This is a genomic window from Bacillus sp. VA15 (genome assembly GCF_055721145.1).
The window spans coordinates 898,871-923,566 of the sequence record NZ_JBVQPQ010000001.1; the positions used below are offsets into that span (position 1 = coordinate 898,871).

27 protein-coding genes and 5 pseudogenes are annotated in these 24,696 nt (G+C 37.7%); 13 read left to right on the top strand and 19 right to left on the bottom strand.

Going from position 1 to position 24,696, the window contains the following annotated elements; translation table 11 throughout:
• The first annotated feature begins 248 nt into the window (after positions 1-248).
• Positions 249-803, top strand: coding sequence for a helix-turn-helix domain-containing protein (locus AC0DBE_RS04940; protein WP_242733109.1), 555 nt, complete (start codon positions 249-251; stop codon positions 801-803).
• A gap of 231 nt (positions 804-1,034) precedes the next feature.
• Here AC0DBE_RS04940 and AC0DBE_RS04945 read toward each other — a convergent pair whose 3' ends face one another.
• From AC0DBE_RS04945 to AC0DBE_RS04960, 4 genes are all read right to left on the bottom strand, one after another.
• Positions 1,035-1,112 carry a phage holin gene (locus tag AC0DBE_RS04945; RefSeq protein ID WP_241777365.1) on the bottom strand — a complete coding sequence of 26 codons (78 nt, stop codon included), beginning with the start codon at positions 1,110-1,112 and terminating at the stop codon, positions 1,035-1,037.
• A gap of 947 nt (positions 1,113-2,059) precedes the next feature.
• On the bottom strand, positions 2,060-2,302 hold the full coding sequence (locus tag AC0DBE_RS04950) for a hypothetical protein (RefSeq protein ID WP_061186316.1): 243 nt from the start codon (positions 2,300-2,302) through the stop codon (positions 2,060-2,062).
• Positions 2,303-2,332: 30 nt separating this feature from the next.
• Entirely contained in the window at positions 2,333-2,965 is a 633-nt protein-coding gene (locus tag AC0DBE_RS04955; protein WP_061186317.1) for an HNH endonuclease family protein, read from the bottom strand.
• Positions 2,966-3,144: 179 nt separating this feature from the next.
• Entirely contained in the window at positions 3,145-3,465 is a 321-nt protein-coding gene (locus AC0DBE_RS04960; protein WP_472961264.1) for a YoqO family protein, read from the bottom strand.
• A 109-nt stretch (positions 3,466-3,574) separates the two neighbouring features.
• On the opposite strand from AC0DBE_RS04960, the gene AC0DBE_RS04965 reads away from it, so the two are divergent.
• The gene (locus AC0DBE_RS04965; protein ID WP_061186319.1) at positions 3,575-3,865 is read left to right on the top strand and encodes a hypothetical protein; all 291 of its coding nucleotides are present in this window, start codon (positions 3,575-3,577) and stop codon (positions 3,863-3,865) included.
• A 14-nt stretch (positions 3,866-3,879) separates the two neighbouring features.
• Here the strand turns inward: AC0DBE_RS04965 and AC0DBE_RS04970 are convergent, their stop codons facing one another.
• On the bottom strand, positions 3,880-4,017 hold the full coding sequence (locus AC0DBE_RS04970) for a hypothetical protein (RefSeq protein ID WP_236827494.1): 138 nt from the start codon (positions 4,015-4,017) through the stop codon (positions 3,880-3,882).
• A gap of 144 nt (positions 4,018-4,161) precedes the next feature.
• Between AC0DBE_RS04970 and AC0DBE_RS04975 the strand changes: the two are divergent.
• Positions 4,162-4,993 (top strand): annotated as a pseudogene (locus tag AC0DBE_RS04975) (hypothetical protein).
• 223 nt (positions 4,994-5,216) lie between these two features.
• Here AC0DBE_RS04975 and AC0DBE_RS04980 read toward each other — a convergent pair.
• Positions 5,217-5,597: pseudogene (locus AC0DBE_RS04980) on the bottom strand (ATP-dependent DNA ligase); the annotation flags it as partial.
• 18 nt (positions 5,598-5,615) lie between these two features.
• Here AC0DBE_RS04980 and AC0DBE_RS04985 point away from each other — a divergent pair.
• Positions 5,616-6,008: a UPF0715 family protein gene (locus AC0DBE_RS04985; protein ID WP_472961266.1), complete on the top strand. Its 393-nt coding sequence runs from the start codon at positions 5,616-5,618 to the stop codon at positions 6,006-6,008.
• 9 nt (positions 6,009-6,017) lie between these two features.
• On the opposite strand, the gene AC0DBE_RS04990 is transcribed toward AC0DBE_RS04985, so the two are convergent.
• The 9 genes and pseudogenes from AC0DBE_RS04990 to AC0DBE_RS05030 all read right to left on the bottom strand — a co-directional run bounded on the left by AC0DBE_RS04990 (position 6,018) and on the right by AC0DBE_RS05030 (position 14,382).
• Positions 6,018-6,248 carry a membrane protein gene (locus tag AC0DBE_RS04990; protein ID WP_014114053.1) on the bottom strand — a complete coding sequence of 77 codons (231 nt, stop codon included), beginning with the start codon at positions 6,246-6,248 and terminating at the stop codon, positions 6,018-6,020.
• A gap of 199 nt (positions 6,249-6,447) precedes the next feature.
• Positions 6,448-6,645, bottom strand: coding sequence for a DUF8096 family protein (locus tag AC0DBE_RS04995; RefSeq protein ID WP_072566408.1), 198 nt, complete (start codon positions 6,643-6,645; stop codon positions 6,448-6,450).
• An 84-nt stretch (positions 6,646-6,729) separates the two neighbouring features.
• On the bottom strand, positions 6,730-7,290 hold the full coding sequence (locus tag AC0DBE_RS05000) for a sugar O-acetyltransferase (protein WP_072566407.1): 561 nt from the start codon (positions 7,288-7,290) through the stop codon (positions 6,730-6,732).
• Between the two features lie 251 nt (positions 7,291-7,541).
• A pseudogene (locus tag AC0DBE_RS05005) lies at positions 7,542-8,533 on the bottom strand (carbohydrate kinase family protein).
• Positions 8,508-10,007, bottom strand: coding sequence for a glycoside hydrolase family 32 protein (locus tag AC0DBE_RS05010; protein ID WP_072566405.1), 1,500 nt, complete (start codon positions 10,005-10,007; stop codon positions 8,508-8,510). Before AC0DBE_RS05010 ends, AC0DBE_RS05005 begins: the two are co-directional and overlap by 26 nt.
• Positions 10,000-11,256, bottom strand: coding sequence for an MFS transporter (locus AC0DBE_RS05015; RefSeq protein ID WP_242733118.1), 1,257 nt, complete (start codon positions 11,254-11,256; stop codon positions 10,000-10,002). Before AC0DBE_RS05015 ends, AC0DBE_RS05010 begins: the two co-directional genes overlap by 8 nt.
• Before the next feature lie 31 nt (positions 11,257-11,287).
• Complete coding sequence (locus tag AC0DBE_RS05020; RefSeq protein WP_038429249.1) at positions 11,288-12,136, bottom strand: carbohydrate ABC transporter permease; 849 nt, start codon at positions 12,134-12,136, stop codon at positions 11,288-11,290.
• The gene (locus tag AC0DBE_RS05025) at positions 12,133-13,071 is read right to left on the bottom strand and encodes a carbohydrate ABC transporter permease (RefSeq protein WP_114150466.1); all 939 of its coding nucleotides are present in this window, start codon (positions 13,069-13,071) and stop codon (positions 12,133-12,135) included. Before AC0DBE_RS05025 ends, AC0DBE_RS05020 begins: the two co-directional genes overlap by 4 nt.
• Positions 13,072-13,083: 12 nt before the next feature.
• Positions 13,084-14,382, bottom strand: a complete 1,299-nt coding sequence (locus AC0DBE_RS05030; RefSeq protein WP_472961269.1) for an ABC transporter substrate-binding protein — start codon at positions 14,380-14,382, stop codon at positions 13,084-13,086.
• A 240-nt stretch (positions 14,383-14,622) separates the two neighbouring features.
• On the opposite strand from AC0DBE_RS05030, the gene AC0DBE_RS05035 reads away from it, so the two are divergent.
• Positions 14,623-15,597: a LacI family DNA-binding transcriptional regulator gene (locus AC0DBE_RS05035; protein WP_242733126.1), complete on the top strand. Its 975-nt coding sequence runs from the start codon at positions 14,623-14,625 to the stop codon at positions 15,595-15,597.
• A 335-nt stretch (positions 15,598-15,932) separates the two neighbouring features.
• Here AC0DBE_RS05035 and AC0DBE_RS05040 read toward each other — a convergent pair whose 3' ends face one another.
• Positions 15,933-16,412, bottom strand: a complete 480-nt coding sequence (locus AC0DBE_RS05040) for an asparaginase (protein ID WP_472961271.1) — start codon at positions 16,410-16,412, stop codon at positions 15,933-15,935.
• 34 nt (positions 16,413-16,446) lie between these two features.
• Between AC0DBE_RS05040 and AC0DBE_RS05045 the strand changes: the two genes are divergently transcribed.
• Positions 16,447-16,728: a cupin domain-containing protein gene (locus AC0DBE_RS05045; protein WP_472961273.1), complete on the top strand. Its 282-nt coding sequence runs from the start codon at positions 16,447-16,449 to the stop codon at positions 16,726-16,728.
• A gap of 36 nt (positions 16,729-16,764) precedes the next feature.
• Here the strand turns inward: AC0DBE_RS05045 and pdxR are convergent, their stop codons facing one another.
• Positions 16,765-18,165, bottom strand: coding sequence for a MocR-like pyridoxine biosynthesis transcription factor PdxR (pdxR, locus tag AC0DBE_RS05050; RefSeq protein WP_472961275.1), 1,401 nt, complete (start codon positions 18,163-18,165; stop codon positions 16,765-16,767).
• A 129-nt stretch (positions 18,166-18,294) separates the two neighbouring features.
• On the opposite strand from pdxR, the gene pdxS reads away from it, so the two are divergent.
• The 3 genes from pdxS to AC0DBE_RS05065 all read left to right on the top strand — a co-directional run bounded on the left by pdxS (position 18,295) and on the right by AC0DBE_RS05065 (position 20,160).
• Positions 18,295-19,182: a pyridoxal 5'-phosphate synthase lyase subunit PdxS gene (gene pdxS, locus AC0DBE_RS05055; protein WP_072566398.1), complete on the top strand. Its 888-nt coding sequence runs from the start codon at positions 18,295-18,297 to the stop codon at positions 19,180-19,182.
• Between the two features lies 1 nt (position 19,183).
• A complete protein-coding gene (gene pdxT / locus AC0DBE_RS05060; RefSeq protein WP_114150470.1) occupies positions 19,184-19,780 on the top strand; it encodes a pyridoxal 5'-phosphate synthase glutaminase subunit PdxT in 597 nt (198 codons plus the stop codon).
• 110 nt (positions 19,781-19,890) lie between these two features.
• The gene (locus AC0DBE_RS05065; protein WP_472961352.1) at positions 19,891-20,160 is read left to right on the top strand and encodes a LysE family translocator; all 270 of its coding nucleotides are present in this window, start codon (positions 19,891-19,893) and stop codon (positions 20,158-20,160) included.
• Between the two features lie 269 nt (positions 20,161-20,429).
• On the opposite strand, the gene AC0DBE_RS05070 is transcribed toward AC0DBE_RS05065, so the two are convergent.
• On the bottom strand, positions 20,430-20,990 hold the full coding sequence (locus tag AC0DBE_RS05070; RefSeq protein WP_472961278.1) for a TetR/AcrR family transcriptional regulator: 561 nt from the start codon (positions 20,988-20,990) through the stop codon (positions 20,430-20,432).
• Between the two features lie 150 nt (positions 20,991-21,140).
• Between AC0DBE_RS05070 and AC0DBE_RS05075 the strand changes: the two genes are divergently transcribed.
• From AC0DBE_RS05075 to AC0DBE_RS05090, 4 genes and pseudogenes are all read left to right on the top strand, one after another.
• Positions 21,141-21,773 carry a GNAT family N-acetyltransferase gene (locus AC0DBE_RS05075; protein ID WP_472961280.1) on the top strand — a complete coding sequence of 211 codons (633 nt, stop codon included), beginning with the start codon at positions 21,141-21,143 and terminating at the stop codon, positions 21,771-21,773.
• Positions 21,774-21,907: 134 nt separating this feature from the next.
• On the top strand, positions 21,908-23,143 hold the full coding sequence (locus AC0DBE_RS05080) for a cytochrome P450 family protein (RefSeq protein ID WP_472961282.1): 1,236 nt from the start codon (positions 21,908-21,910) through the stop codon (positions 23,141-23,143).
• 275 nt (positions 23,144-23,418) lie between these two features.
• Positions 23,419-23,526 (top strand): annotated as a pseudogene (locus tag AC0DBE_RS05085) (hypothetical protein); the annotation flags it as partial.
• A 138-nt stretch (positions 23,527-23,664) separates the two neighbouring features.
• Positions 23,665-23,775, top strand: a pseudogene (locus AC0DBE_RS05090) (DNA polymerase); the annotation flags it as partial.
• Positions 23,776-23,958: 183 nt separating this feature from the next.
• On the opposite strand, the gene bglS reads toward AC0DBE_RS05090, so the two are convergent.
• Positions 23,959-24,690, bottom strand: a complete 732-nt coding sequence (gene bglS, locus AC0DBE_RS05095; protein ID WP_072566394.1) for a beta-glucanase — start codon at positions 24,688-24,690, stop codon at positions 23,959-23,961.
• Positions 24,691-24,696: the final 6 nt, after the last annotated feature.

Consider the following 24,696-nt stretch of genomic DNA (forward strand, 5'->3'; position numbering starts at 1 on the left):
TTAGTATTGATTACTTCAATTCAATTTTAAATATTCAGACTTTTAAAGGTGAACGACCACTCTCCTCGCTCTTTTTATTGTGTTTATTTCCAAAAATAAACATTAAAATGAATTTAATCCCATAATAAATCCATTATAAAACAAAGTCAAGAACTTAATTCACTATAGTGGAATTGATTCCATGATAAATTCATTATAAAATAAAGTCAAGAATTTAATTCACTATAGTGGAATGAGGGTGGAGTTTTATGGAATTTTCAACTAATGTAAAGAACGTAAGAAAACTAAAAGGCTATACATTGGAGGAGTTGGCTAAAAAATCTGGGGTTAGTAAATCTATGTTATCGCAAATTGAAAGAGGAGATAAAAATCCCACAATCAATATTGCCTCACAAATTGCAGAAGCACTAGATGAGACAATCTCATCCCTTCTAGGGGAGGAACTAAAAAGAAGTGTATCAATTATTCGTTCCCATGAGAGATTATTATATAAAGACGAAAAAACTAAATTCGAAAGACATCTTTTGTCCCCGCCTACTAACGATATTGAATTTATTCTAAATAAGATACCACCCTTTAAAGAAACAGGTGGCTTTCCTCCTCATAAAAAAGGTGTAGAGGAGTATATATATGTTGCCAAAGGGAAGTTACAAGTCCAATTAGGAGAGGAACCTCAAGTCTATACATTAGAAGAGGGAGATTCAATATATTTTGAAGCAGATATAGATCATAGATTCGTAAATCTATCAGAAGAAGAATGCAATTACTTTTTAATAATTAATTCAACTAAAAAAAATATATAAACTGTTTATCAGAAAAAATGTTTTATCAATAGTAAGTATTGTAAAGGAGTACATGTAACAACCATGTACTCCCTTAAATTATTTTGATATTATCTTGCAACTATGAATTAACCTAATTCCACTATAGAGTCCTATCAGTCGTTAACGACAAAATGATTATTCGAGTACAGATTAATGTTATCTTAAAAAACGAAAAAAATACCCTTCTCAATTAAGAGAAGGGTAGGGGGTTTATCTCGGTGATTCATAATCCATTGCTTCTTCACTATCAGAAATACCTTGAGTTGTTGGGTCAACAATGATGCCCATTACAGTTAAAAAGTTAGAAGTGCATTAAATTTCTCTGTCAAATTGTCACCAAATACAGTCAAGTCGTCTATAGTACATGTATAACATGCGTATCGTAAAAATGTATAATGAGCTAAAAAAGACAGTAAACGTAAGGGTTTTGATACTTTAATTAGCGATTAGGAGTTAAACGATCGTAAAACATAAGCGAGAGTAGGGGAAAGAGGTCATTTTAAGGAGATATAGATAAAAAAGGAGTAATTTGAAGAGGGAAAAACATTGATAATATAGGCTTTTACGATAGCAATTACGATGTGAAAATGGTGATTCTGATGAAAAAATAGGAAAGGAAAATTTGATAGGGTGTGGAAATGGAAGTGCTATGGGCACTTTTGTTCTTGTTTTTGAGTATTTGGATGTTAATACACCCCCTATATATTGGTAATGAAATCCCTATATAATAGCTCTTATACCTGCATTTCAGTTACATATAATGGTTATGATCGAATGCTTTATGGATGCATATATAAAAGTGAAAATCAAGAATAATTTTTTAAAAAAGCAGAATAATTTCTTGCTTGATATGGGATAGATAACTCTGTTTTTGATCGTTATCGTAACAGGGAAAATTAATACGAACACTTATTATATCCTTAATAAGCCAAATGTTCTGAGTGAAGTACTGCATATTCAATCTTGTCTTTTTAATGGAAATTGAGCATCCATCGTTTTTTTATTTGGCCATATTTTAACCCTTCGATGATCTCGACTGACTAAACCTTATATGCAATATAAGATATGGCCAAGTAATTGTTATTACTCAGCGGTAATAGAAGAGAAGGAATTAGGGAAAGCATTTGATTTCATACATAAGAGACCACAAGGCAAAAAGTTAAAACTCTTTACCATGAGGTGTTTTCCTTAACCGATTCGCAATAAGTTTCATTAAAAACGCCCTTGATATTTGATCAAGGACGCTCAAGCACAGTGGCTAGCATACGGTGGACGACTTCGTGATCAGACGGGTCATTTAAGCGGTAGTCTTCACCAGGAAGAGTATACAAATCCTTGGCGCCCACATATGTAATAGCCAGTGTGAGAACTCCTTTGTCATCACAGGTAGTGATCAGTTCGAGTTCTCCACTAATGACACCTACCTCTTTGGTCATGACACCGTGGGTTGCAATAAAAACGGTCGACTTCTTATCCATCAGCTGACTCCTTTCTGCGTATGACTAAACTTAGTATGAGCAGGTGTTGAGCATGGTTTGCAGTGAAGATTTCTCAGTAGACTGTAAGCTAAGGTTCCAGCGATACTTAGTGTTGATCCACCACTTAGCATACCCACAACGTGCAGCAACACGAGGCGGTTGCCATGTTGAAGGGTCTTGGTCACCTTTAGAGCGGTTGATACTAGCAGTTACTGCAATTAGTTGAGGACCATCGAGGTCGTTAGCGAATTGCTTACGCTTTTCTGTCGTCCAACTACTAGCTCCTGAACGCCATGCTTCTGCTAAAGGAACAATGTGATCAATATCAATTTCGGATGGAGAGTATACTGTAACACCGTCGAAGTAACTATACCATTTACCGGATGTTACAGGGCAATTCCCGCTGTAGTATTCAGCGTCACGCTGGAGCACTAGCTGCCGGGTATTGCAACCATTACCTTGAATACTCCAGTGTGGGAACAAATCGCGAGAATAGCCAGTCATCGGATCTTCGGTCTTAACTGTTAAAGAGTTTAATTGTGATTGTGCTTCTAATTTTGAAGGCGTACTTGGTGGCAATGCGGATGCTGTTTGGTGGTCGAAAAGCAATGCAGTAAAAGATATTAACAATACAAAAATAAAGAATAATGATTTTCTGAACATAGAAAGCCTCCTTATTCGTAATAGAAATGTTGATAAGCTTTATTTACAATGATAGTGCAGTCATAGATTTTTTCACAAGCTATATTTTGTAAATAATTGTAAATGTTATATTGAGATATGTATTGAAGTGAGGGATATGGTGTTCAGAGGTGAACAAATCAGATAAATTTGAATATAGTCTAATTTACTGCAATAGATACCGAAACAATGATTAAAGCGATCTCAAGTAAGATGATAAGTCCAATATTTAAGTTAAGCCTATCAAAGTAATCACCGGTAAAGGAAATGAGTTGATAAATACCTAGCATTAGAGCTATAAAGATTGCTCCTAAAACAATTAGAGATTTTTTAGAGAAATCCTTAGCATGTTCAAAATTATAAATTATTAGGAATACAATTAGACAAGCCATAGCAATCTCGTAAGTCAACGAACCACTTGCTGAAAACCCTTGCACAATTAAGGAAACAATTAATCCAATTATGCCGATTATTTTATTCAAGACATCACCTGCTTTGTATGATCCTAGGTGCCAGCTTACTAAAATTCTCGAAACGTTTGATTGGGATTCAATTAAAGACACTCAATACACTCTATAAGGAGAAAGTAAAATGAACACTTATGTAGTCGATGACAGCAAGTATAAATGTATTTATGCGGGAACTGAGAAAGCAGCTGCTTTTAATAATGAATTTGAAAACGGAACAAGAGTAAGGGTTTGGTTTGAAGGCCATCACATAAAAACGTTTGAGAAAGAACAAAGAGAAGTCTGTGGAGTAGGAGAATGGATCCTTAAGTATGATGTTGCTACTGAATTGCAAAAGGAAGTAAATCGTTTGGAAAAGACATATTTCAAGAAGAAAGAATTGTTAGACACTATTAGACAAGCTGATGAAGTCTAAATAAAAGATAGTTTTTAACTAAACATATAAGGATGGATCGTTATCGGTAAAAGTACACGAATCGATAATGATCTCAGAATTGCAAAAGCAAACATATAATCCAGGACTTTATCAAAAGTCCAATTTGTGAAAAGATCCAGAAGAAAATTCATTAGCTTTCACCTCCAAGACAAAAATGTCCTATCTCTCTTAGATGGCATGTGTATGACACGCCTCTATAAATAAAAGAGTGAAATCCAATATGAAAATCTAAAAAGAATTGAAAAAAACATAAAAAAATATAAAGGGTGCAGTAAATGACGGAAATTAAAGCGAACTCAAATGTAAAGATTCACGTACTGGCTGACGAAACACTTGGCGGCACCAAGCGCGAATACGTAGAGGTCGATCGTAAAGCGGAGGTTGGCGATTTATTGTACATTACAAAAGTCGGTTATGAATCCGTGGATCAAACAGCAAGGGTGATTGATAATGCTTACGTTGCTAATGACATTCAGGGCTGTATTAGATTGAATCGAGAAATCAATGGGGAAAACTTTTTACTGAACGATCCTGCTGTTGGCAAATTTGTGATACTCGAACCGACCGACATCGTCCACATTGACGGTCAGCGCTACGAAATGACCGATCGTCAGGCAAAAGTAGGCGAGAAAGTTATTCATGTTTATAAAGGAGTGAACGGCATTGTGCGTGATGTTCGCAAAGCAGGCGACGATGGAGTAGATGTTGATACATATGAAGATGAAGGAGAATTATATAGCGGTCTTTATCGTGAATATTATTACGTTCTCGTCCCACTAGATAAACAGGAGAAGCACTTTGAAAGCAAAAAAAGTGGATACAAAGAAATAAAAAACCTTATACATAATGACTTAGGTATCACAAGGCAAGATACAAGAAGTGATTAGTGTTGCGGTTTCTAATGAAGTTCAAAATATGTCTGAGTCAGGAAAGCTGGATAGTATTGCGGGAGCAAAGATTGAGTCTATTATTGAAGAAGGTTTTGACGGAGGTCGGTTGCTCTATGGGTTTAAAGAAAGGGTATCAGAAACAGTTGCCGAAGAGGTAGGTAAACGTATTGCAAATGTATTGAACATTAATGTGGAATTAAAGGGAGAAAGAAATTGACCAAACACGAACGAGAAGACTATTTAAACAGGCTTGCTGATTACGGATTAACAGAAGAAGAGGATGATGCAATGACAAGTATTATGGACGATTTAGGACTTGATTGGTGAATCAATTAGAGTGAAAAAAATATTTATTTTATAGGAAATAACTAATTGATCCATGTACTAAATTTTCATTTATTTTTAATGGCTTGGCACTAAGGAGTTATGTAACGGAGAGATTACACTCTCCAGGATTCGAAGGAAGGTATGCGGAGTTTCCCGTGCTTAGTCTTAAATCTGTGCTTAACCTTACATACGATAGGCTCAATAAATACATATTCTTCAGATTCAGACTTTACTTGTTTCATAGAATGAAATTTGCCACGTTCTGCATGAGGCATGAATTCCATAAATCCAGCTGCGGTTCCATCAGGATAAGACAGAAGGAATTTTATATCCTTCTTCGTGTAGCCGGTTATGAGAAGCTCAGTGTAATCGTAATTGATCACTTTCAGCCAATTATGCGAACGTTTATTAATCTCATAAGGGGAGTCAGCTTTCTTGAGTATGATTCGCTCTAAATTCTTTTCTTTGGCCAGGTTAAAGTAAGCGAGTCCGTCTACGACAGGAGGATAAAATTGCGATCTAATAAAACGGTAAACAGTTATGTTTATACTCTGGCAATTTCAAGTTTGTCATATGGTCTAATCCTTGGTCTGTATATGTTTGTTTACTCCGGTTTTATGGCAATCGCATTAGTCACTATCAGCATCATTGCATTTTACGCTTTAATCACTTACTTGGTGTTTGCTGTCCCTTTGCAAGTGTGGCTAAGAAGAGGGCGCAGAAAATTCAGTTTGATCAATTTTTTAATTTATATTGCAGTGGCCTTTTCAGCTGTGTTTTTGTTCTGGTTTGTTGATTATCCGCCAAATGCTCTTACCATGTTCAGAAGCTTTGAGTATTACATTATGAGTATTGTAGCTGCGTTTATTTATTGGTTTTGGGATTCGATATTCCTACGAGATTAACACATTAAATTAAATCATGAATTTCACACCGTTTACAACAAGTAAGAAGGCTGCTGATCCAAACAGTAAATATCCAGACAGTTTTTGTTTGCTTAATATCGCTTCAACTCCGACTAATGATAAAAGGGCGGCAACAAATAATTGCACAACAATCAACAATAATTCATTTTGATTGAACAGTGAGTATACGCACAAGACTAATGCAATGCAAGAAACCGAAATTTTTGCAACCTTTAGCAAGGTATCACTCCTTATGCAGTCATGAATTAACCTTAACATGATTACGCGTCTTAATCCGAGAGCATAAAGAATCAAGATAAAAGAAGTGTTTTATTTAAAATTGGGGGATTTGACTTGAATATATTCATTTGGATTGCAATGTTTATCGCTATTTTTGGCGGCTCTTATGCAGGTTACAGAAGGAATAGAAAGAAAGAGCTTAAGCAAAAAGAGCATTAAAATAAATGCTCTTTTTCATCCCACAACGCCGGCATTCACGCAAGAATTCACCACTTTTTACAGTGCTTTTGAACAAAGTGTAATCGCAATTGTCGCAGCGACCGTATTTCACATCTGGATAATCTTTGTAATCATAAATTATTGAAGTGTCGTTCCCGTTAGTTATAAAAGATGCGATATGCTGGTTCCAGCTGATGAAACAGAATAAAGCCTAACTTATTTAAGGATCATACCTCTTTTACTGATCGAAAACGCTAGTGTATTATATTTCGAGATGTTTAATTAATTGAGCTGGATTGCCCCCAACTACAACATTATCTGGCACATTTTTAGTAACAACAGAACCAGCAGCAATAACCACATTGTTACCTATCGTAACTCCTGGATTTATTACTGAACTTCCCCCAATCCATACATTATTTCCGAAAGTAATGGGTTTTCCATATTCTAACCCTGAATTGCGTTCTGTTGGATGAAGTGGGTGTGTAGCCGTATAGATTTGCACACTAGGTCCAATCATACAGTTATTACCAAATTGGACTTCACATACATCTAAAATTGTACAATCAAAATTTGCGAAAAAGTTATCGCCTACATAAGTGTTATATCCATAATCAAACCTAATATTGGGTTGCATATATACGTTTTCTCCTGATGAACCAAGTAACTCTTTCAATAAATTAACCCGTTTAACTACTTCGGTTTCTGTAGATTGATTGTAAATTCTAACAAGTTGGCTTGCGTTTTGTCTGTCTTTTGCTAACTCGGGGTCCGACGGATTATATAAATCCCCGGCTAACATTTTCTCTTTTTCTTTTATCATTAATATCTCCCCTTGTTATGTTTTAATAATGTCTGATTTTAAAAAAGGTTTAAATTAAATTAAGTTAGTTCCTGTAAAACGACTTTGTTATCCTCATAAGCAAGTCTTTATTGAGGTAGTTCAGTAGATAAGTCACCAGTATTTTTTATTTCATGGCAGAACGTTTACATTAAACTACTGTAAGAGTTGGGCAGTGCAAGAGAAATAATCCACTCTTCTTTAGTAAATATGAGTGGATTATTTCTAAGTTCTTATTTTTCTTGGATTTCCGTCCTAGCCGAAATAAAGTTCAGTACATGCTGTCTGCCAGGTGCAGCGTGAACTGCTCCTTTTACAGAAGCAGTGAGAGCTCCGCTTGCATTTGCAAACGTCAGCAAGCGCCGGTGATGTTTACTTATTTGTTCGCACAGCGTCTCCTTTGATATGCCGATTGACATCAATTCAGATAAAAAGCCGCCGATAAAGGCATCGCCCGCACCGGTTGTATCGCAAACAGCTACTTTAAATCCCTTATGTTCGTACGACTCGCCATTTTTTAAATAAATCGCCGCACCATCGTTTCCTTTTGTCAGAACAACGACATTAACAAGTCCGGTAAAAAGCGATGTGACTGCTTCTTGTTCGTCATCAATGGTTGTGATAAACTGCAGTTCCTCATCGGACACTTTTACGATATCTGCAAGAGGCAAAAACCTCAGAATCGTCTCACGGCAGCTTGCCTCATCAGGCCTTAAAGGAAGCCTGATATTGGGTCAAAGCTAATGATTCCACCGATTCTTTGAAAGTCTTCAATAACTTTGATATGGGCTTGTTTCATTGGACTGTCAACTAAATCGATTGAACAAAAGTGAAGCATATCTCCTTGATTAAATCTTTCCGACATCAACTCATCCAGTGAAAGCAGCAAATCGGCGGCATTTTTCCGATAAAAATGGAAACTCCTTTCCCCAGACTTGTCTACGGATACAAATGCCAATCCGGTTTCACCTTCATCGCTTTGAATAATATAAGAAGTATCTACGCCATTTTCTTTAAGTACGCCAACTATATAATCCCCGAAATGATCGTTAGCAATCTTCGTCAGCATGACGGCATGCGCGCCGTATTTTGCAGCAGCGATTGCCGCATTCATCGGCGCGCCGCCGGCAACGCGCTCAAAGGATGTGACATCTTGTAAAGCCTTTTCTTTTTGGACTGGAATGAAATCAATCAGTGTTTCACCGATGCAAAATATCTTTTTCAAGCGATTCATCTTCCTTCCAGATGTCTTTTAAAGTCCAATAGGTGAATTCCTCAACCCTTACAGCGCCTTTCTCAGAAAAAAGCTCAATTCCCAATCGATCTTTTTTCGGATAAATGCGGCTAGTCATCGTTATTTCTCCATGGTTTGCGAATACTTCGATCGAGGATCTGTCAATAAATATACGCAGTGTCAGCTTTCCATTTGCTTCTAGCGGCGCATTTCTCACACTGTCTCGCGATTTCCCCATCTTAGAGCAATCGAGTGAGAGCTTTTGATCAATTATGCTGTATTTGATAGCTGTTTCTTCTTCTTCAAGGCCGAGAATCTTCAAACCTACTGATTCCGCACTGCAATCTGTTAAGTCATACACGACTTGAATTTCAAGAAGATCTTCTGCTGTTTTTGCCAAGTAATTCCCTGAGATCAACTGATTAGCACGATCCAGATGTTTTGATTGTCGCAACAACTTAGTTTCTTCCACAGGATTCATTAAAATTTTATGATCATCCCGCAATGTTAACTCTCTCGGCAATGTCAAAGCACCGCACCATCCATCTGCTTTTGTCGGCATCTCAGATTCCCACATATCCATCCAGCCTATGGCTATTCTGCGTCCTTTATCATCTAATAACGTTTGTACAGCATAAAAGTCATGGCCGTGATCCAGCTCTGTAAAAGCACCATACACAAACTCATTTGTTTCATCATTATATTCTCCAATTAAATAGCCGGTTTGATGCAAATTCTTATATAAATCACCGTCTGCCTCAATGCCCTGCGGGGATATCAGCAAGACATGTTTGTCGCCCAATTCGAAGAAGTCAGGACATTCCCACATATAGCCGAGATCTCCATCGCTTTGGGCAAGAACACCTTTGTATTCCCAATCTCGCAAATTGGGCGAGCGGTATAAAATAACTCGTCCGATGTTTTCTTGCGTTGAATTTCCGACTACCATATACCAGCTGTTACGATGCTTCCATACTTTAGGATCGCGGAAATGGCGGGAGCTGTCTTCCGGCGGTTTCGCAATGACAGGGTTTTCCTGGAGCTTTTCAAACACGATCCCATCTTGACTGACAGCGATATTTTGATTTTGATAGAAAATGTCTTTCTCTTGATCTATCACATTATGCCCTGTATAAATTAAAGCAAGTTTTCCATTATAATCTACTGCGCTTCCTGAGAAACAGCCGCTTTTATCAAAAGAGTCACCGGGGGCTAAAGCGACCGGAAGATGTTCCCAATGAATGAGATCTTTACTTTTTACATGGCCCCAATGCATTTGGGCCCAATTCTCATCATACGGATGATGCTGATAAAAGACATGGTATTCTCCTTTATAGTGTATAAGCCCGTTCGGGTCATTTATCCAGTTTGCTCGGGGCATAATATGGTACCCTAATCGATTACGAGTGTTCATCTTTTCCTCCGCTTTTTTCAAAGCTTCCTCTGCCTGTTGGATTCTATCCATTCGTGACATCCTCCCTATATCTGTTTTTTCGAAAAGGTTGAGTATACGCAACGCCTTTCTTTGAATCTAATAAAGTAAAAATTGAAATGATTGTGAAACATAAAGCCAAGGTTCCCATGAAAAGATATGTTTGACGGAAACCTATACTGTCGTATAAACCACCCGCAATCGGGGAGAAAATCGATGTACCTACTTGTGATGCAAATTGAAAGCCGACAAGGTAAAGAACTGATGAAAGACGTGTATCAAAATTCGCGGCTAAATACTTGAAAATCGCAATTAGCATGATTGGCAATTCTAAAGCATGAATAAGTTTCATCGATGAAATTCCGAAAGGTCCGATGACAATTCCAGACCCAATAATACGGAAAGACATCAAAAGCCCCGCGAGAATCAAGCTTTTTTTAGGACCGAGTCTATTAACAATAAAGGGGGCCAAAAACAACATGCCCGCTTCAATAAATACTTGAAATGAGTTTAAATATCCAAATATTTGATTCCCCATAGCTGAAGTGGGAAATAAAGAAGCGTAGTAAATCGGGAATTGCTGATCATAGACGCCGTACACGCATGTCACCCCGATTACATACAACATTAAAAACCAAAAGTCTTTTAATAGAAAAAGTCCTCCTACGTCTTTTAACCGGATCGAATCTGCTCTTTCTTTATCATAATCCGTCATCTCAATTTTTATGGACATAATAATGGCCACCAATATGACTGCTGAAAGGGATGCAATCCAGAAATTGATATTCGGATTGATATTGAACAGCTGTCCTGCGAAAAAAGTTGCTACCGCCCAGCCAAGTGAACCCCACATCCTTGTCTTGCCGTATTCGAACTGATATTTTCGGCTGACCTTTTCAATATAGGTTTCAATAGCGCCAACTCCAGCAAGAAAAGCAGTTCCTAGATAAATACCACCGACAATAGCGCCAAGGAAGACATCATATTGTAAAAGCGGTCCGTAGATAAAGATATAAAACGGCCCGGTAAAAACGATAAGTACACTAATCATAAATAATATGTTTTTCTTCAGTCCAAGTTTATCAGAGATAAAGCCGTATAAAGGCTGCATGCACAAAGTAAAGATAGCGTTTACAGAAAAGATAATCCCAGTCGACGATCCATTCAATTTGACTTCCTGTCCCAACCAAATCGCAAACAAAGAGTAGCTGGAAGACCATGTGAAAAAGAAAAAGAAAAGATAAGCGCTCAGTTTCCAATACAGACTTTTTGAGCCTTTCATTTCTACAGCTCCTTTAACCCAACATTGATATCTATTTTATACCTGTCCCTGAACCGCTAAGACCTTCCAAAATGTAGCGCTGAGCCACAATATAAATCAAGATCAGTGGGATGGTGGAAATCGTTAATACAGCCATAACTTGGTTTGTGTAGACAGGCTCTGTGCTGTTGATAGCAGTAATCGCAACTTGAATCGGAAATTTCGACTTATCCGTCAAAACCATTAGCGGCCAAATATAATCATTCCAGCTGCCGATAAAGGCTAAGGTTCCGACAGTGGCGACAGCTGGTTTAGACATCGGTATCATAATCCGCCAGAAGATTTGCCATGTATTTGCCCCGTCAAGCTTGGCCGATTCAATCATTTCCTCGGGAATTGCCATGAAAAAGTTTCGGAACAAATAAATATTGAATGCCCCCGCTAATGCCGGCAAAATAACGGCAAGACGTGTATCGACCAGACCGATTTTATGAATAATTGTAAACTGTGAGATTAAAATCGTTTCAAACGGTACAATTAAAAGCGCCAACAAAATGCCAAAGAGCATCTTTTTCCCTGAAAATTGGAGTTTGGCGAATGCAAACCCTGCCATTCCGTTAATCACAACAGATCCGGCTGCTACGCACAAACCATAAAAAAGACTGTTGCCAATATACATAAGCAAATCAAACCGAGTCAGCACTTCCCTATAGGACGAAAACCATTCTGCCAGGTGAAGAGAGGGCAGAAACGCTTTGAAGCTGTTCATATTGTTGTAAATTTCCGCTTCCGGTTTCATTGAGGATGCAATCATCCAAATTAGCGGAAAAATAAATAGAACGGCCAGCAAAACAAGACACGTATACTCAAGAATTGTCAATGGCCCGAACTTACGTCTCAATGGTCTTCATCCTCCTTAACCAGCTTGCGTTGTGCGAGTGTCACCAATCCAATAATCGTTCCAAACAAGAGTGCGATCGAGCTTGCATATCCGACCATCCGATCGGTAAATCCAGTTTGATAAATATAATAGACAACCGTCATCGTTGAATTGACTGGTCCGCCCTGGGTCATAACCATGGGCTGAACAAGGAGTTTAAACGCGCTGATCAGCGTTGTGATAAAGATAAAAACAGATGTCGGTTTTAATAAAGGTAATGTAATGTAAATAAAACGCTGCCATTTATTCATACCATCTAATTGCGCCGCCTCGTAGACATCCTCGGGAATGTTTTGCAAACCAGCTAAAAAAATGAGCATCTGAAAACCTGCTCCTTGCCAAGCGGAAACGACAACGATCGTAAAGATTGCTTGCTTAGGGCTCGTCAAGAAAGGCTGTGGTGATAGGCCGAAGTGCGCCAATACATTATTTATCATACCTTCATTCGGATTCAGCAAGTACAACCACAAAACGGAGATGACAACCAGTGACATGACGACAGGACTAAAGTATGCGACTTTGAAAAAAGCGTTGGCTTTGCGCTTTTTATTCAATAGGAGGGCAAGCCCGAGTGCTGTCCCAATCTGTAACGGTATCAAAAAGACGACAAATTTAATTGTGTTGCCCAAACTTTTTAAGAAGATTGGATCCTGAAAAAGTTTGATGAAATTATCAAAGCCGATAAACTTACGCAAATCAGGCGTCAACAAATAGTAATCTGTAAATGCGTAGTATACAGCCATGATGGAAGGAATCACAAGAAACATTAATAAAATAAGCAACGCCGGCCCTAAGAACATATATGCGACTGCGTTTTCCCGCCAGCGTTTTTTATTCACTGTCTTTCTTTCTAATGGAAAGGCCGGTCTAGTCTCTTTCAATATTGTTTTATTCATGGCGCCCACCTGTTAGTTTGCCTTATCGATGGCAGATTGCATTTCTTTTACATGTGTATCTAGCACGTTTTGAATATCCTGATTCTGATCATAAAAGCTAATGTCATCGATTGTTTGCTGAAATGCTCGAGTTACCTGCGGATATGCCGGTGTCACCGGACGTGCATGACCTGTTTCTTTCAGTTGCTGCATAAAGACATTCATTTCATCAGAAAATTCTTTTGTCAGCACTTTCTCTGATGAATAACGTACAGGCAGGGCGGCGATCGATCGGCTCAATTCAATATTGGAATCCTTATTAGTCATCCAATCTACTAATTTTGCTGCCCATTCTTTATTTTCAGACGCTTGTGTCATTGCAAACTGCCAGCTTCCCGAAGGAGAGACAAGCTTTTTGGTTTTTGGCGATACAGGATATGGCATAACTCCATAATCGACATTGGAAAAGTTTGTTTTCATATCTGTTATTGTCCAGACGCCGCTCATCTTCATCGGATATTTCTCCGTTTCAAACGCTTGTTTGACAGGGGTACGAGTTGTATAGCCCTCTTTAAGCATCGTTTGTATAAACGTCATCGCTTCAACGGTTGGCTTTTTGTTAAAGACGCCATCCGCTTTCTTCCCGTTTTCTGTAAGAATATCCCCACCAGCTGACCAAACAAACGGTAAGAGCGCATAAGTCAATATTTCGTCTTTTGACTGTAATTGCATATCGATGGCAGGTTTATCGTATTTATTTTTCAGCTTTTTGCAAAGCTCAAGAAATTCCTTCCATGTCCAAGGATCTTTTACTGTTGGTAGCGTTTTCAAATCGACTCCGGCATCCTTCAGCATTTTTTTGTTATAGTAGATGCCAACCGACGATTCACTGACGCCGATGGCATACAGTTTATCTTGGTAGGTGCCTTGCTGCTTAATACTTGGCAATAAATCATCCTGGTCTTTAACATACTCATCCAAGGGTGCAATAACGCCAGATTTCGCATAAGCCGCAGTATTTGGTCCGTCCAAAGTGATGACATCAGGCAGGGTGTTCGTTGTTAGTGCCGCATTCACTTTGTCTTCATAACCTCCACCGTTTCCGCTTCGGGGAATAAATTCAATTTTTGCCTCGATATTTTCTGAAGCGTACTTTTTATTAAAAGCATCCACCCGCTTTTGATAAACCTTTCCTTCCTCATTATCATCCGATACGTGCACCCACATTGTAACCGTTTTCTTTCCGTTGCTATTTGCGCTTTCGCTTTTATTACAACCCCAGACTGCAAACATGAGCAGCAACGACAAACTTCCTAACATCAATCTTTTCATATTCGTTAATTTCCCTCCTTTTGCACAAAAAATGTAAAAGCGCTTTCAAAAAGAATTGTATGTCAACCGGTTTCACATGTCAACCGGTTGACATAAATTTATGCATAATTCTAAATTTAAAGAACAAACTTGAATATACAATACGATCTATGGAAAATCCTTGCACATGTCAGTCCGATTCTCTAAAATAAGTGCGTGACGAGAATTGTAAGCCATTTCAGTAAAGCAGGGGGAAAGGGAATGAAGCCTAGCATTCACGATGTTGCAAAAATAGCGGGAGTTTCATCTACAACCGTGTCGAGGGTATTAAATAATCGCGGCTATATTAGCGAAAAAACAAAAGATAAAGTTTACAAGGCGATGGAAGAAATCAATTACTTTCCAAATGATTTGGCCCGTTCTTTATTTCGAAAGCGTACTAATTTAATAGGGCTTATCATTCCAAACTCCAGCAATCCGTTTTTTGGCGAACTCGCCTTTTATATTGAAAGCATCTGCACATCTAAGGGCTATAAACTGCTGCTTTGCAACAGTTTAAATCGAATAGATAAAGAAGAAAAATATCTCGAAATGCTGATTAGAAATCAAGTGGATGGCGTCATCGCCGTCACTTACAACCGGGGAATACTCAATTATCACCAGCAAAATCTTCCGATTGTCGCAATTGACCATTACTTATCGGAAACTGTTCCTGTCGTCGGCTCAGACAACTTTGACGGGGGCAAAAAGGCAGCAGAACTACTGATAAAAAAGGACTGTCAGCACATCATTCACATCAATGGGCCGATCGAACTTGAAACACCCGCAAATCTCAGGAGAAAAGCCTATGAAGATGTTATGCGTGAATATGGAAGACAGCCTATTACATATGAAGTGTCTTTTCATGAAGACTACCGGAACATCATTTCAAAACTATTTGATGAACAGCCTGCAGTTGACGGGATTTTTGCCAGTGATGATATCATAGCTGCAGGGGTCATTACGGAAGCCAAAAAACGTGGAAAAAACATTCCAGGTCAATTAAAAGTGATTGGTTATGACGGCACAGAAACCATTCAGGCTATTCTGCCAGAATTGACTACGATCCAACAGCCGATCGAATTAATTTCCGAAACAGCCATTGAGATTTTAGAAAAACAAATTGAAGGCGAATTTGATGATTTGCCGCTTGAAACGTATTTGCCCGTACAGCTTTTTGAAGGTGGGACGACTTAAAAATTGCTGGAGTACGTACTCTATTTAATGGAGTAATATTATTTCTCACATAATCAGGGAAGGGAAATCTGGTTCGATCTCATTGGGAAACGTACACGATATGAAACGGCAGGAATATAATTCCTGCCGTTTTATTTGCATGGTGCAGGGCAGAGGAGACAATAGTGAAAAATGTATTACTAATGTAAAACAAGATTCGCTTATCTTCTTGGAGATGAGAAAAAGCCGTTATATTAACGGTTAATTTAGAAGTAAAATCAATCGAGGAATTCATGATTAGGTGCTAGAGTAACATTCCGGGATGTTTCGTTTATAGTTCGAGTCATAACTTTAGATCAATGAACTGCCTCGTCAAGGTGAAAAGCAGCATTAACTTCGCTATTTGAAGCATTGGTTATATTTATACTTTTAAATGATCTCAAATTTTTCGTTTCCGAGGGACTTAACACACCAAGATCCTCGAGACATCTTATGACAATCGGAGCTATTGCTCTAGTGTAATTCCCATCTTCAATTTTTATTGCAATACCAATGTCAAATCCTTTAATTGCTACACAATATACCCCGTCAGATCCAAGCTTTCCAATAAGTTTTCCATTAGTATTCTTGATAAGTTCAGTGCAGAATCCGCCTGTACCAGCTACCATCTCAGGTGCATTATTCATTGCTGAGAAAACTCTCTCACATGAATCTTTTAACTCAGGTTTCAGTCCATCTGGGCATGCAAGCTTTGCGTAACCTAATGCTGCATTATAAAGGGGAATACCATGTACAGGAACGCCGCAACCATCTATAAAAATAGTGAAATCAGACAATTCTACCCACTTGATAGAAGATGACGGAATTTATATGACTTGTCCATTTATTCCTTTTGATAATGAAACTAAATTTGAGGTTTATAAAATGGAAATAAAATCAGGTGGCGTACATAAGTCCAATCCTCATTATAAGGGCGTTAAAGAATATGTTTTCATTTCCACTGGAAATATAGAAATTGAAATAGAAGATAAAGTCTACAGAGCTTCTTCTGGAGAAGCTGTGGTTTTCCCAGGAGATGTGTATCATACTTATAAAAATATAGGGGAAACCACAGTATCTACGTTTATTTTGTTTTTTTATCCCAACCGATAAGGATGTCTAGGGGTATTCTGTTTGAATGAAAATAAATCAAAGTCTCCAGCACTTTAACAACATTTGCACTGCATCTTCTAATTCATCTTCATGAATACCGGCAAATCCAAGAATGATTTTTGGAGGACTTTCAGACTTTTTCTCGAGTGAGTAAGTGGATATCGGGTAAATTTTCATGTGTGCCTCAGATGCCTTTTTGACCAGTTCATCCTCACTCATACCATTATTAACAACAAGAACTATGTGAAGTCCAGAGTGTTCTCCAATGATTGAGAGCTTATCTTCATACGGTTTTAGCAATTCTATAACTTTTTCGAGCTTACGGCGATAAAGCTTTCGCATCCTATTTAGATGCCTTTCGAAATCTCCTTCCTTCAAGAATTGAGCCAGAATGTGTTGGTCAATTCTTGAGACAGAGGGGGAGTGATAGAATGACAACTTTTCTTTATATTGCTTCAAGAGGTGTCTTGGCAGCACCATATAACTAATTCTGATCGATGGCATCAATGATTTTGAAAATGCTCCTAAATAAATCACTTTTTCAGCAAGACCCATGCTTTGCAAGGAAGGAATTGATTTTCCGCTATAGCGAAATTCACTATCGTAGTCATCTTCTATAATATAGCGGTTTTTTTTCGCTGCAGCCCATTTTAACAACTTAGTCCTGCGATTTACCGATAGTACAGTTCCGTATGGAAAGTGATGGGATGGTGCTATATAAACGACATTTATATTTTTATGATGAATCGTATCTACTTTTACTCCTTCCCCATCTACTTCAAGAGCGTACACTTCATTTGGATAGCTCTTCAGAATTCGTAAAATCAAATGGTAACCAGGATCTTCTACACCATATACCGTTTTTTTATCTAATAAGAGCAATAGCTGTTGCAATAAAATTTCTATGCCTGCGCCAACAATAATTTGATCTGGTGAACAATGTACTCCTCTTGCATGATAAAGATAATGAGCGATTTCTTGCCGCAACACCATCTCTCCTTGTGAGTCTCCGAGCAGTAACAAGGAATGATTCTTTTTGTCGATTGTATTTCGGGCATATTTGCGCCACACGGAAAATGGAAAATTCTTTGTGTCAATAGCGCTTGGGTGGAAATCATATTTTATATATTCCTGAGCTTCTTCTGTATTTTCTTGTAAGTATTGATTTGTTTGTACATATTCTAAATCTTCATACGTCATAACAAAATAGCCCCTGCGGGGAGAAGCCTCAATATATCCTTCTGCTGCCAATTGCTCATATGCTGTCTCAACTGGGTTTTGACTGATTTTTAAAAAATCAGCTAATTTTCGTTTAGAGGGCAGTTTTGTCCCGTATGGTATGCGACCTGCTATAATTTCTTTTTTTATATATAAATATAATTGTTCATATAAAGGTATATCACTTGATCTATCTAAATGACATGATAGCATTTCCATTTTCATTGCATCTCCTTAAAACTGACATTCTGTTTTTTAAGAAACTGGCACTTTCAATGTGGTCAATTCCTTTTTATACTAATCAATATATTCTTTAATTACAATAGTTGATGGAATGGAGTGTAACAAATGAAAAAAACATTAGGTACTGAAACTGTAAAAAGAGGCATGGCTCAAATGCAAAAAGGCGGCGTCATTATGGACGTTGTCAATGCAGAACAAGCAAGAGTAGCAGAAGCAGCAGGTGCTGTTGCTGTAATGGCATTAGAAAGAGTTCCTTCTGACATCCGGGCTGCGGGTGGGGTTGCAAGAATGGCAGATCCCCGTATTGTTGAAGAAGTAATGAATGCAGTATCCATCCCAGTAATGGCTAAAGCTCGTATTGGTCATATTGTAGAAGCAAAAGTACTTGAGGCAATGGGGGTTGATTACATTGACGAAAGTGAAGTGTTAACACCTGCTGATGAAGAGTTCCATTTATTGAAGAGCGATTTCACTGTACCTTTTGTATGCGGCTGCCGTGATCTTGGAGAAGCTGCACGCCGTATTGGTGAAGGTGCTGCAATGCTACGTACTAAAGGTGAGCCTGGTACAGGTAACATTGTGGAAGCCGTTCGCCATATGCGTAAAGTAACTGCTCAGGTCCGCAAAATTTCTGTGATGAACGAAGATGAATTAATGACTGAAGCGAAAGTACTTGGAGCACCTTTTGAGGTTTTAAAACAAATTCAAAAAACGGGTAAGCTTCCGGTTGTAAACTTTGCTGCTGGAGGGATTGCTACTCCTGCTGATGCTGCGTTAATGATGGAGCTTGGCGCTGATGGAGTGTTTGTTGGTTCAGGTATTTTTAAATCTGAAAATCCTGAAAAATTTGCAAATGCTATTGTTCAAGCTACAACTTATTACACTGATTATGATCTAATCAGCAAGCTTTCTAAAGAGCTTGGAACTGCGATGAAAGGAATCGACATTTCAAAATTATCTCTTGAAGAAAGAATGCAAGAGCGAGGTTGGTGAGATGGAAATAATTGGAGTTTTAGGACTGCAGGGTGCCGTTTCAGAGCATGTGAAACAAATTAAAGCATTGGGATTAGAGGCTGTTGTCATCAAGAAACCTGAGCAACTTGAACAAATTGATGGGTTAATTCTTCCTGGTGGTGAAAGTACAACGATGAGAAAGCTCATCGACCGTTACGATTTCTTTGATCCATTAAAAGAATTTTACAAGGCCGGAAAATCTATCCTTGGAACTTGTGCTGGCATGGTGTTAGTCGCTAAGGAGCTTGCTGGTTCAGAAGAATCTCACTTGGGAATTATAGATATTTCAGTAAAGCGAAATGCGTTTGGCCGGCAAATTGCCAGCTTTGAAGTGGATCTTGATATAACTGGACTTGAGGATCCTTTTAAAGCTGTTTTTATCCGGGCTCCTTATATTGAAAGTGCGGGGCAAAATGTAGAAGTGTTAGCAAAATATGATGGGAAAATTGTTGCAGCAAGAGAAGGAAATGTTCTTACTTGTGCTTTTCATCCAGAGTTGACTGCTGATACTCGTTTTCTTCAGTTATTTGTGGAAATGGTTGAGGAACAGAAGCAAAAGGAAGGGAAAGTTAGTTAAATTATGTAAGCAGCCACCAGTGTGGTTGCTTTTTTAAGCTAATATATTGTTTGGTTATTTATTGTTAATACAAGGAAAACTATTTCCTACCTTTTAAAAAAGGTAATGGAATAAGCTTAAAGAATACAGCTAACGAAACGCTTAAAAAACATTATATGCAAGGGATTATCACTAATATCGCAATGCCTAAAAACATTCTGTTCTATTTATCATTTTTACCTCAGTTTGCATCAGCATCAGGACAATCTGTATCAATGTCCTTTCTGCTATTAGGGGCTACCTTCGCTACAATAGTGTTGCTGTGGTACATGTTTGCAACATACTTTTCAACATTAGCCACAAAAACTCTTAAAGATAATAAGAAATTCAATTCTAAATAAAGTTTCAATATAGTGTTTATTGGACTTGGATGCAAATTAATGGTTGGCAATAAATAATTAAAAATATAGTTAACAAAAGAAGCTGAGTATTGTCAGATCGACATTAATCAGCTTCTTTTTTAACTCTGTCTTTAATATTAAATGAATTTTTTCTTCTTTAAAAAACATGCTTTGTGGAGTAAACGGATTCTTTCAATATAGCCAGATTAGTCTCATGTAAAGCAAGAAAGTACTAAGGATAGTAAAAAAGTATATATACCCTTTTGTCTCTATGCTTCGATTTTCAACAGTAATTGTTGTATGATACCGGAAATACTCGATGGTGTTTGTACCATCCCGTTCTTAATCCATTCCTCTATAACTCCTGCTACACCTGAAACGATAAATGTTGTTTCAAATTTCTCAGTTTCCGTAATTGATTTTGCTGATTGTCGTAACATGCTCAATTCCTCAATCATTTTCGTTTTAAAAAATTCTTTAAGTTTGTTGATTGAAAGAACATTCATTTTTGGTTTTGATAACAATGTAAAAATTTCGACGTTTTGATATATGTATTCTGTAGTTTTTTCTATAAAGGTCAGTATGTTCAGTGGATCCTCACTTGGAAAAGATGCATCATAAATGCTTCCTAGCTGTTCAAATATTTCGTCTTCGATCTGCTCATACAAGTCAAAAACATCTTTGTAGTGAAGATAAAAGGTGCCTCGGCCTATATCTGCTTTTTTAGATAAATCGGAAACAGTTATTTTGTTGATTTCTTTTTCCTGAAGCAACGTTAAAAAGGCATGTTTTATAGCACTTTTTGTCTTGATTGATCGTCTGTCCCCCATAGCGTCCTCCGTTAATATACAATTTATCATGTATTGTCCATTAATGAACATGTACAGCTAAATTGCAGATTGATACTCAAATTTTCTTACCATTATAATGAACATGTGTTCATGAGTCAAAAAATGTTTATTGGAAAAGGGGGTGTATCAATGTTTCTTTTTCGACAAGCAAGAGCTGATGAATTAAACAAAGTGGCAAAGCTATTCCATGAATCTTTCAAGCAATATCCTTTTATGGATTTACTCGTAAAACGCGGAAAAAAAGATCGTTCATTTATTTTTGAAATGCATAAAGTACTAACAAAAGCATATTTTAAAAAGCATTTCTGTTTTGTTGGTATTCAGAATGGTGAAATTGTTGTTGCTGCTCTATTAAAACATCGTGATAAACCCGATATTAGCTTGAGCGATTATATAGCAGCAGGAGGGATAAAATTAATCAAAATGGGGGGATTTTCAGTATTGAACATGTTGACAGTGGCTAATGAGGCTAAAAAATCTTACAGATCCTTAAAAGAGCCGGCATGGTATTTAGAAGTATTAGGAGTTTCGCTATCTTATCAGGGAAAGAGTTTGGGCAGCAAAATGATCAATGACTATCTAATACCTTTTATTTCAAAAAGCGGGGGCGGCGTCTTGGCCCTTATCACCAATACTGATCTCAACAGATCATTTTACCAAAAGAACGGCTTTGAAGAATTTAGTGAATCCCGTATCAGGCGATTTGATCATGAAATTTATAATTGGGGTTTTAAAAGAAAAGTCCTTCAAACACATAATTAGATTTCTTTTTTGTGATAGATAATGACTCGAAAATTTATATTTTTCAATTGAGACCAATAGAAATAGTTTTACAAATCGTTCTGATTTTATATGTAAAGATTATCATAACCCTTATGAAGATGGAGGTTGAATGCATGTCTTCAAAACAAAAAAAGAGTTTAACCATTTTGACTGAAAGCCAATTGTGTTCGAGTGCATTTAAAGATGAAGCATATGATTTTTACAAAGAATCACGAAAATCACACCCGCTCTACCCATTATCTTTAGGAAAATTGGGAGAAGGCTGGCTCATATCGAGATATGATGATGCAATACATTTATTAAAGAATGAAAAATTAAAGAAAAACTATGAAAATGTAATTACCGCAAAAGAAGAAAAACGTCCTGTTCTATTGAAGAATGAAGAGCCTTTAACAAAGCATATGCTTAATTCAGATCCCCCTGATCACAATCGCCTGCGAACTCTTGTTCAGAAAGCATTTACTCATCGGATGATTTTGCAATTGGAAGACAAAATTCAACATATAGCAGATTCTTTATTGGATAAAGTACAGCCCAACAAATTCATGAACCTAGTAGACGATTATGCGTTTCCTTTGCCGATTATCGTGATAAGTGAAATGCTTGGCATTCCCCTAGAAGATCGTCAAAGATTCAGAGTTTGGTCGCAAGCAATTATTGATTTTTCAGATGCCCCTGAAAGACTTCAGGAGAATGACCATTTGTTAGGAGAATTTGTTGAATATCTGGAATACTTAGTTCGTATAAAAAGGAGCGAACCTGCAGGAGATTTAATCAGTGTATTAATTCAAGTGAAAAGTGAAGGCACACAATTGAGTACAGAAGAATTGTACTCGATGATTATGCTGCTTATCGTTGCAGGTCATGAAACAACCGTAAACTTAATCACCAATATGACATATGCTCTGATGTGTCACCATGATCAATTAGAAAAGCTCCGCCAACAGCCGGGCTTGATTAATTCAGCCATAGAAGAAGCATTGCGGTTTCACAGCCCGGTTGAGTTAACGACTATTCGCTGGACCGCTGAACCGTTTATACTGCATGGGCAGGAGATTAAACGGAAAGATGTGATCATCATTTCCTTAGCATCAGCAAACCGTGATGAAAAGATATTTTCGAATTCTGACATATTTGATATTGAAAGAAAGAACAACCGCCATATTGCTTTTGGCCATGGCAGCCATTTTTGCCTTGGTGCACAGCTTGCCCGCTTAGAATCAAAGATTGCTATTTCCACCTTATTACGCCGCTGTCCAAATATACAGATAAAAGGCGAAAAGGAACAAATTAAATGGAAAGGGAATTTTCTGATGAGAGCACTCGAAGAACTGCCGCTCAGTTTTTAATTTTTTGAGGGACGAGTGATTTTCAAACATATTTCGTTTTCACTCCCCAATAAGATTAATTATTATAAACGCTGCAATCAACATAAAAAAATATTAGATGATAGAGCTTTTCAGAAACAAAGTTTAGGATTTATTTAAGCTTACTGGGAGTGAAAATGTCTTGTAAACACCAATGGTTTCATACTATCGGTGTTTTTTTGTTTTCAACCTCATTTAAACTCTCCTCATTTGGACAAACAGCTGTTACATAGCCTTACCCAAGGGTGATGCATTTCATGAAGGTAAAAATCATCGAGGGAGTGCAAGCTGACAAATGCATTAGCGATGGCAATCATTATTTAATAAAACTTTATAGGAAGGAGATCCAGGGTGATAGCAATATATGTAAGGTATCAACAGAGGAACAAGTGATCACGAATTATGTAAAAGTTGTCCTCTTTCAAGCGACTCAAAGGGCTTTTTAGTGCTGGTTTGAAAATCCTTCATCCGCATACCTCAAGACATCCTTTTCTATACAGGGGGACGGGATAAGAAATAAGTACGATGCAAAGGCGATATTATGGGCTGTTTCTTATACGCCTGCAGGGACGACATTATATAGAGCTGGCCTTACTGGTGGGCATAAGTCATAACAAAAAGCGACTAAAAATACAATCGCTGTTTGTATCATTTAGTTAAGAAACTAATTCATATAAATTTAAAAAGTATAGAATTGTTTCTTTAATTTGCTCTTCAGTTTCACTATAGGGAATGCCAACAACTTCTCATTACAATCATAAGAGCCTGGCTATATCGGGGTAGCAGGCTCTTAGACATTATTTTTTTGTATAACGCACCCAGTCGTAATGAGCGTATAGAGGTGTTACACCATTGTAGGAACCGAGCCATTCATCTACACCCGTACCATTCCACAAGTTCATCATGATCTTTCCTGGTGTTGTCGGAATTTGGCTTGTCGCAGTATGTTTTAATTGCCCATCGACATACCATTTAATAGAGTTTGGCTGCCAATCGAACGCATACGTATGATAGGCATTGGCTGCATCAAATCCGAGATCCACAATCTTTTCATGGTTTCCTACACCATTTGTATAATAGTTAAATTGAACCTTTGTTGTGTCTTTTCCTAAAAATTCGATATCAATCTCATCCCAAGGAGTTCCATCCGTTGGACCTGTGTAGGTGAAGAACGATGAAACGATCCCTACGTTTTTAGCTGGTTTCATTCTGACTTCATAAAGTCCATAGCCATATGTTTGAACAGAGCGGTTTTCCCCGCAGTCAAACTTGTTATAAGATGGACTTGTTAGCGCCAAACGCATTTCACCTAATGACGTCATTGATACGTTATTTGCACGCCAAGTGCAGTTGAACATATTTCCATTCGAATAACCATTTGCTTTTTGCCATAATCCGGAGTTATAGCTATTAAAAGGGTCAAAAAACGATCCACCTGTTTGAGCCGAGGCAGTAGAAGTGACTGCAGACAAACTCATAAACAATCCAGTAACAAGAAGCAACAACACTCGTTTCATACGATAAGACATGTTGGC

Bases quoted from the DNA above. Each gene is read 5' to 3' on its own strand.
- AC0DBE_RS05035 (WP_242733126.1), top strand. From the start codon at position 14,623: ATGAAGCCTAGCATTCACGATGTTGCAAAAATAGCGGGAGTTTCATCT.
- AC0DBE_RS05010 (WP_072566405.1), bottom strand. From the start codon at position 10,007: ATGGATAGAATCCAACAGGCAGAGGAAGCTTTGAAAAAAGCGGAGGAA.
- AC0DBE_RS05080 (WP_472961282.1), top strand. From the start codon at position 21,908: ATGTCTTCAAAACAAAAAAAGAGTTTAACCATTTTGACTGAAAGCCAA.
- AC0DBE_RS05030 (WP_472961269.1), bottom strand. From the start codon at position 14,382: ATGAAAAGATTGATGTTAGGAAGTTTGTCGTTGCTGCTCATGTTTGCA.
- AC0DBE_RS05075 (WP_472961280.1), top strand. From the start codon at position 21,141: ATGTTTCTTTTTCGACAAGCAAGAGCTGATGAATTAAACAAAGTGGCA.
- pdxR (WP_472961275.1), bottom strand. From the start codon at position 18,165: ATGGAAATGCTATCATGTCATTTAGATAGATCAAGTGATATACCTTTA.
- AC0DBE_RS04955 (WP_061186317.1), bottom strand. From the start codon at position 2,965: ATGTTCAGAAAATCATTATTCTTTATTTTTGTATTGTTAATATCTTTT.
- AC0DBE_RS05000 (WP_072566407.1), bottom strand. From the start codon at position 7,290: ATGATAAAAGAAAAAGAGAAAATGTTAGCCGGGGATTTATATAATCCG.
- AC0DBE_RS04950 (WP_061186316.1), bottom strand. From the start codon at position 2,302: ATGGATAAGAAGTCGACCGTTTTTATTGCAACCCACGGTGTCATGACC.
- AC0DBE_RS05045 (WP_472961273.1), top strand. From the start codon at position 16,447: ATGACTTGTCCATTTATTCCTTTTGATAATGAAACTAAATTTGAGGTT.
- pdxT (WP_114150470.1), top strand. From the start codon at position 19,184: ATGGAAATAATTGGAGTTTTAGGACTGCAGGGTGCCGTTTCAGAGCAT.
- bglS (WP_072566394.1), bottom strand. From the start codon at position 24,690: ATGTCTTATCGTATGAAACGAGTGTTGTTGCTTCTTGTTACTGGATTG.
- pdxS (WP_072566398.1), top strand. From the start codon at position 18,295: ATGAAAAAAACATTAGGTACTGAAACTGTAAAAAGAGGCATGGCTCAA.
- AC0DBE_RS04940 (WP_242733109.1), top strand. From the start codon at position 249: ATGGAATTTTCAACTAATGTAAAGAACGTAAGAAAACTAAAAGGCTAT.
- AC0DBE_RS04965 (WP_061186319.1), top strand. From the start codon at position 3,575: ATGAACACTTATGTAGTCGATGACAGCAAGTATAAATGTATTTATGCG.
- AC0DBE_RS04970 (WP_236827494.1), bottom strand. From the start codon at position 4,017: ATGAATTTTCTTCTGGATCTTTTCACAAATTGGACTTTTGATAAAGTC.
- AC0DBE_RS05070 (WP_472961278.1), bottom strand. From the start codon at position 20,990: ATGGGGGACAGACGATCAATCAAGACAAAAAGTGCTATAAAACATGCC.
- AC0DBE_RS04945 (WP_241777365.1), bottom strand. From the start codon at position 1,112: ATGGGCATCATTGTTGACCCAACAACTCAAGGTATTTCTGATAGTGAA.
- AC0DBE_RS05015 (WP_242733118.1), bottom strand. From the start codon at position 11,256: ATGAAAGGCTCAAAAAGTCTGTATTGGAAACTGAGCGCTTATCTTTTC.
- AC0DBE_RS05025 (WP_114150466.1), bottom strand. From the start codon at position 13,071: ATGAATAAAACAATATTGAAAGAGACTAGACCGGCCTTTCCATTAGAA.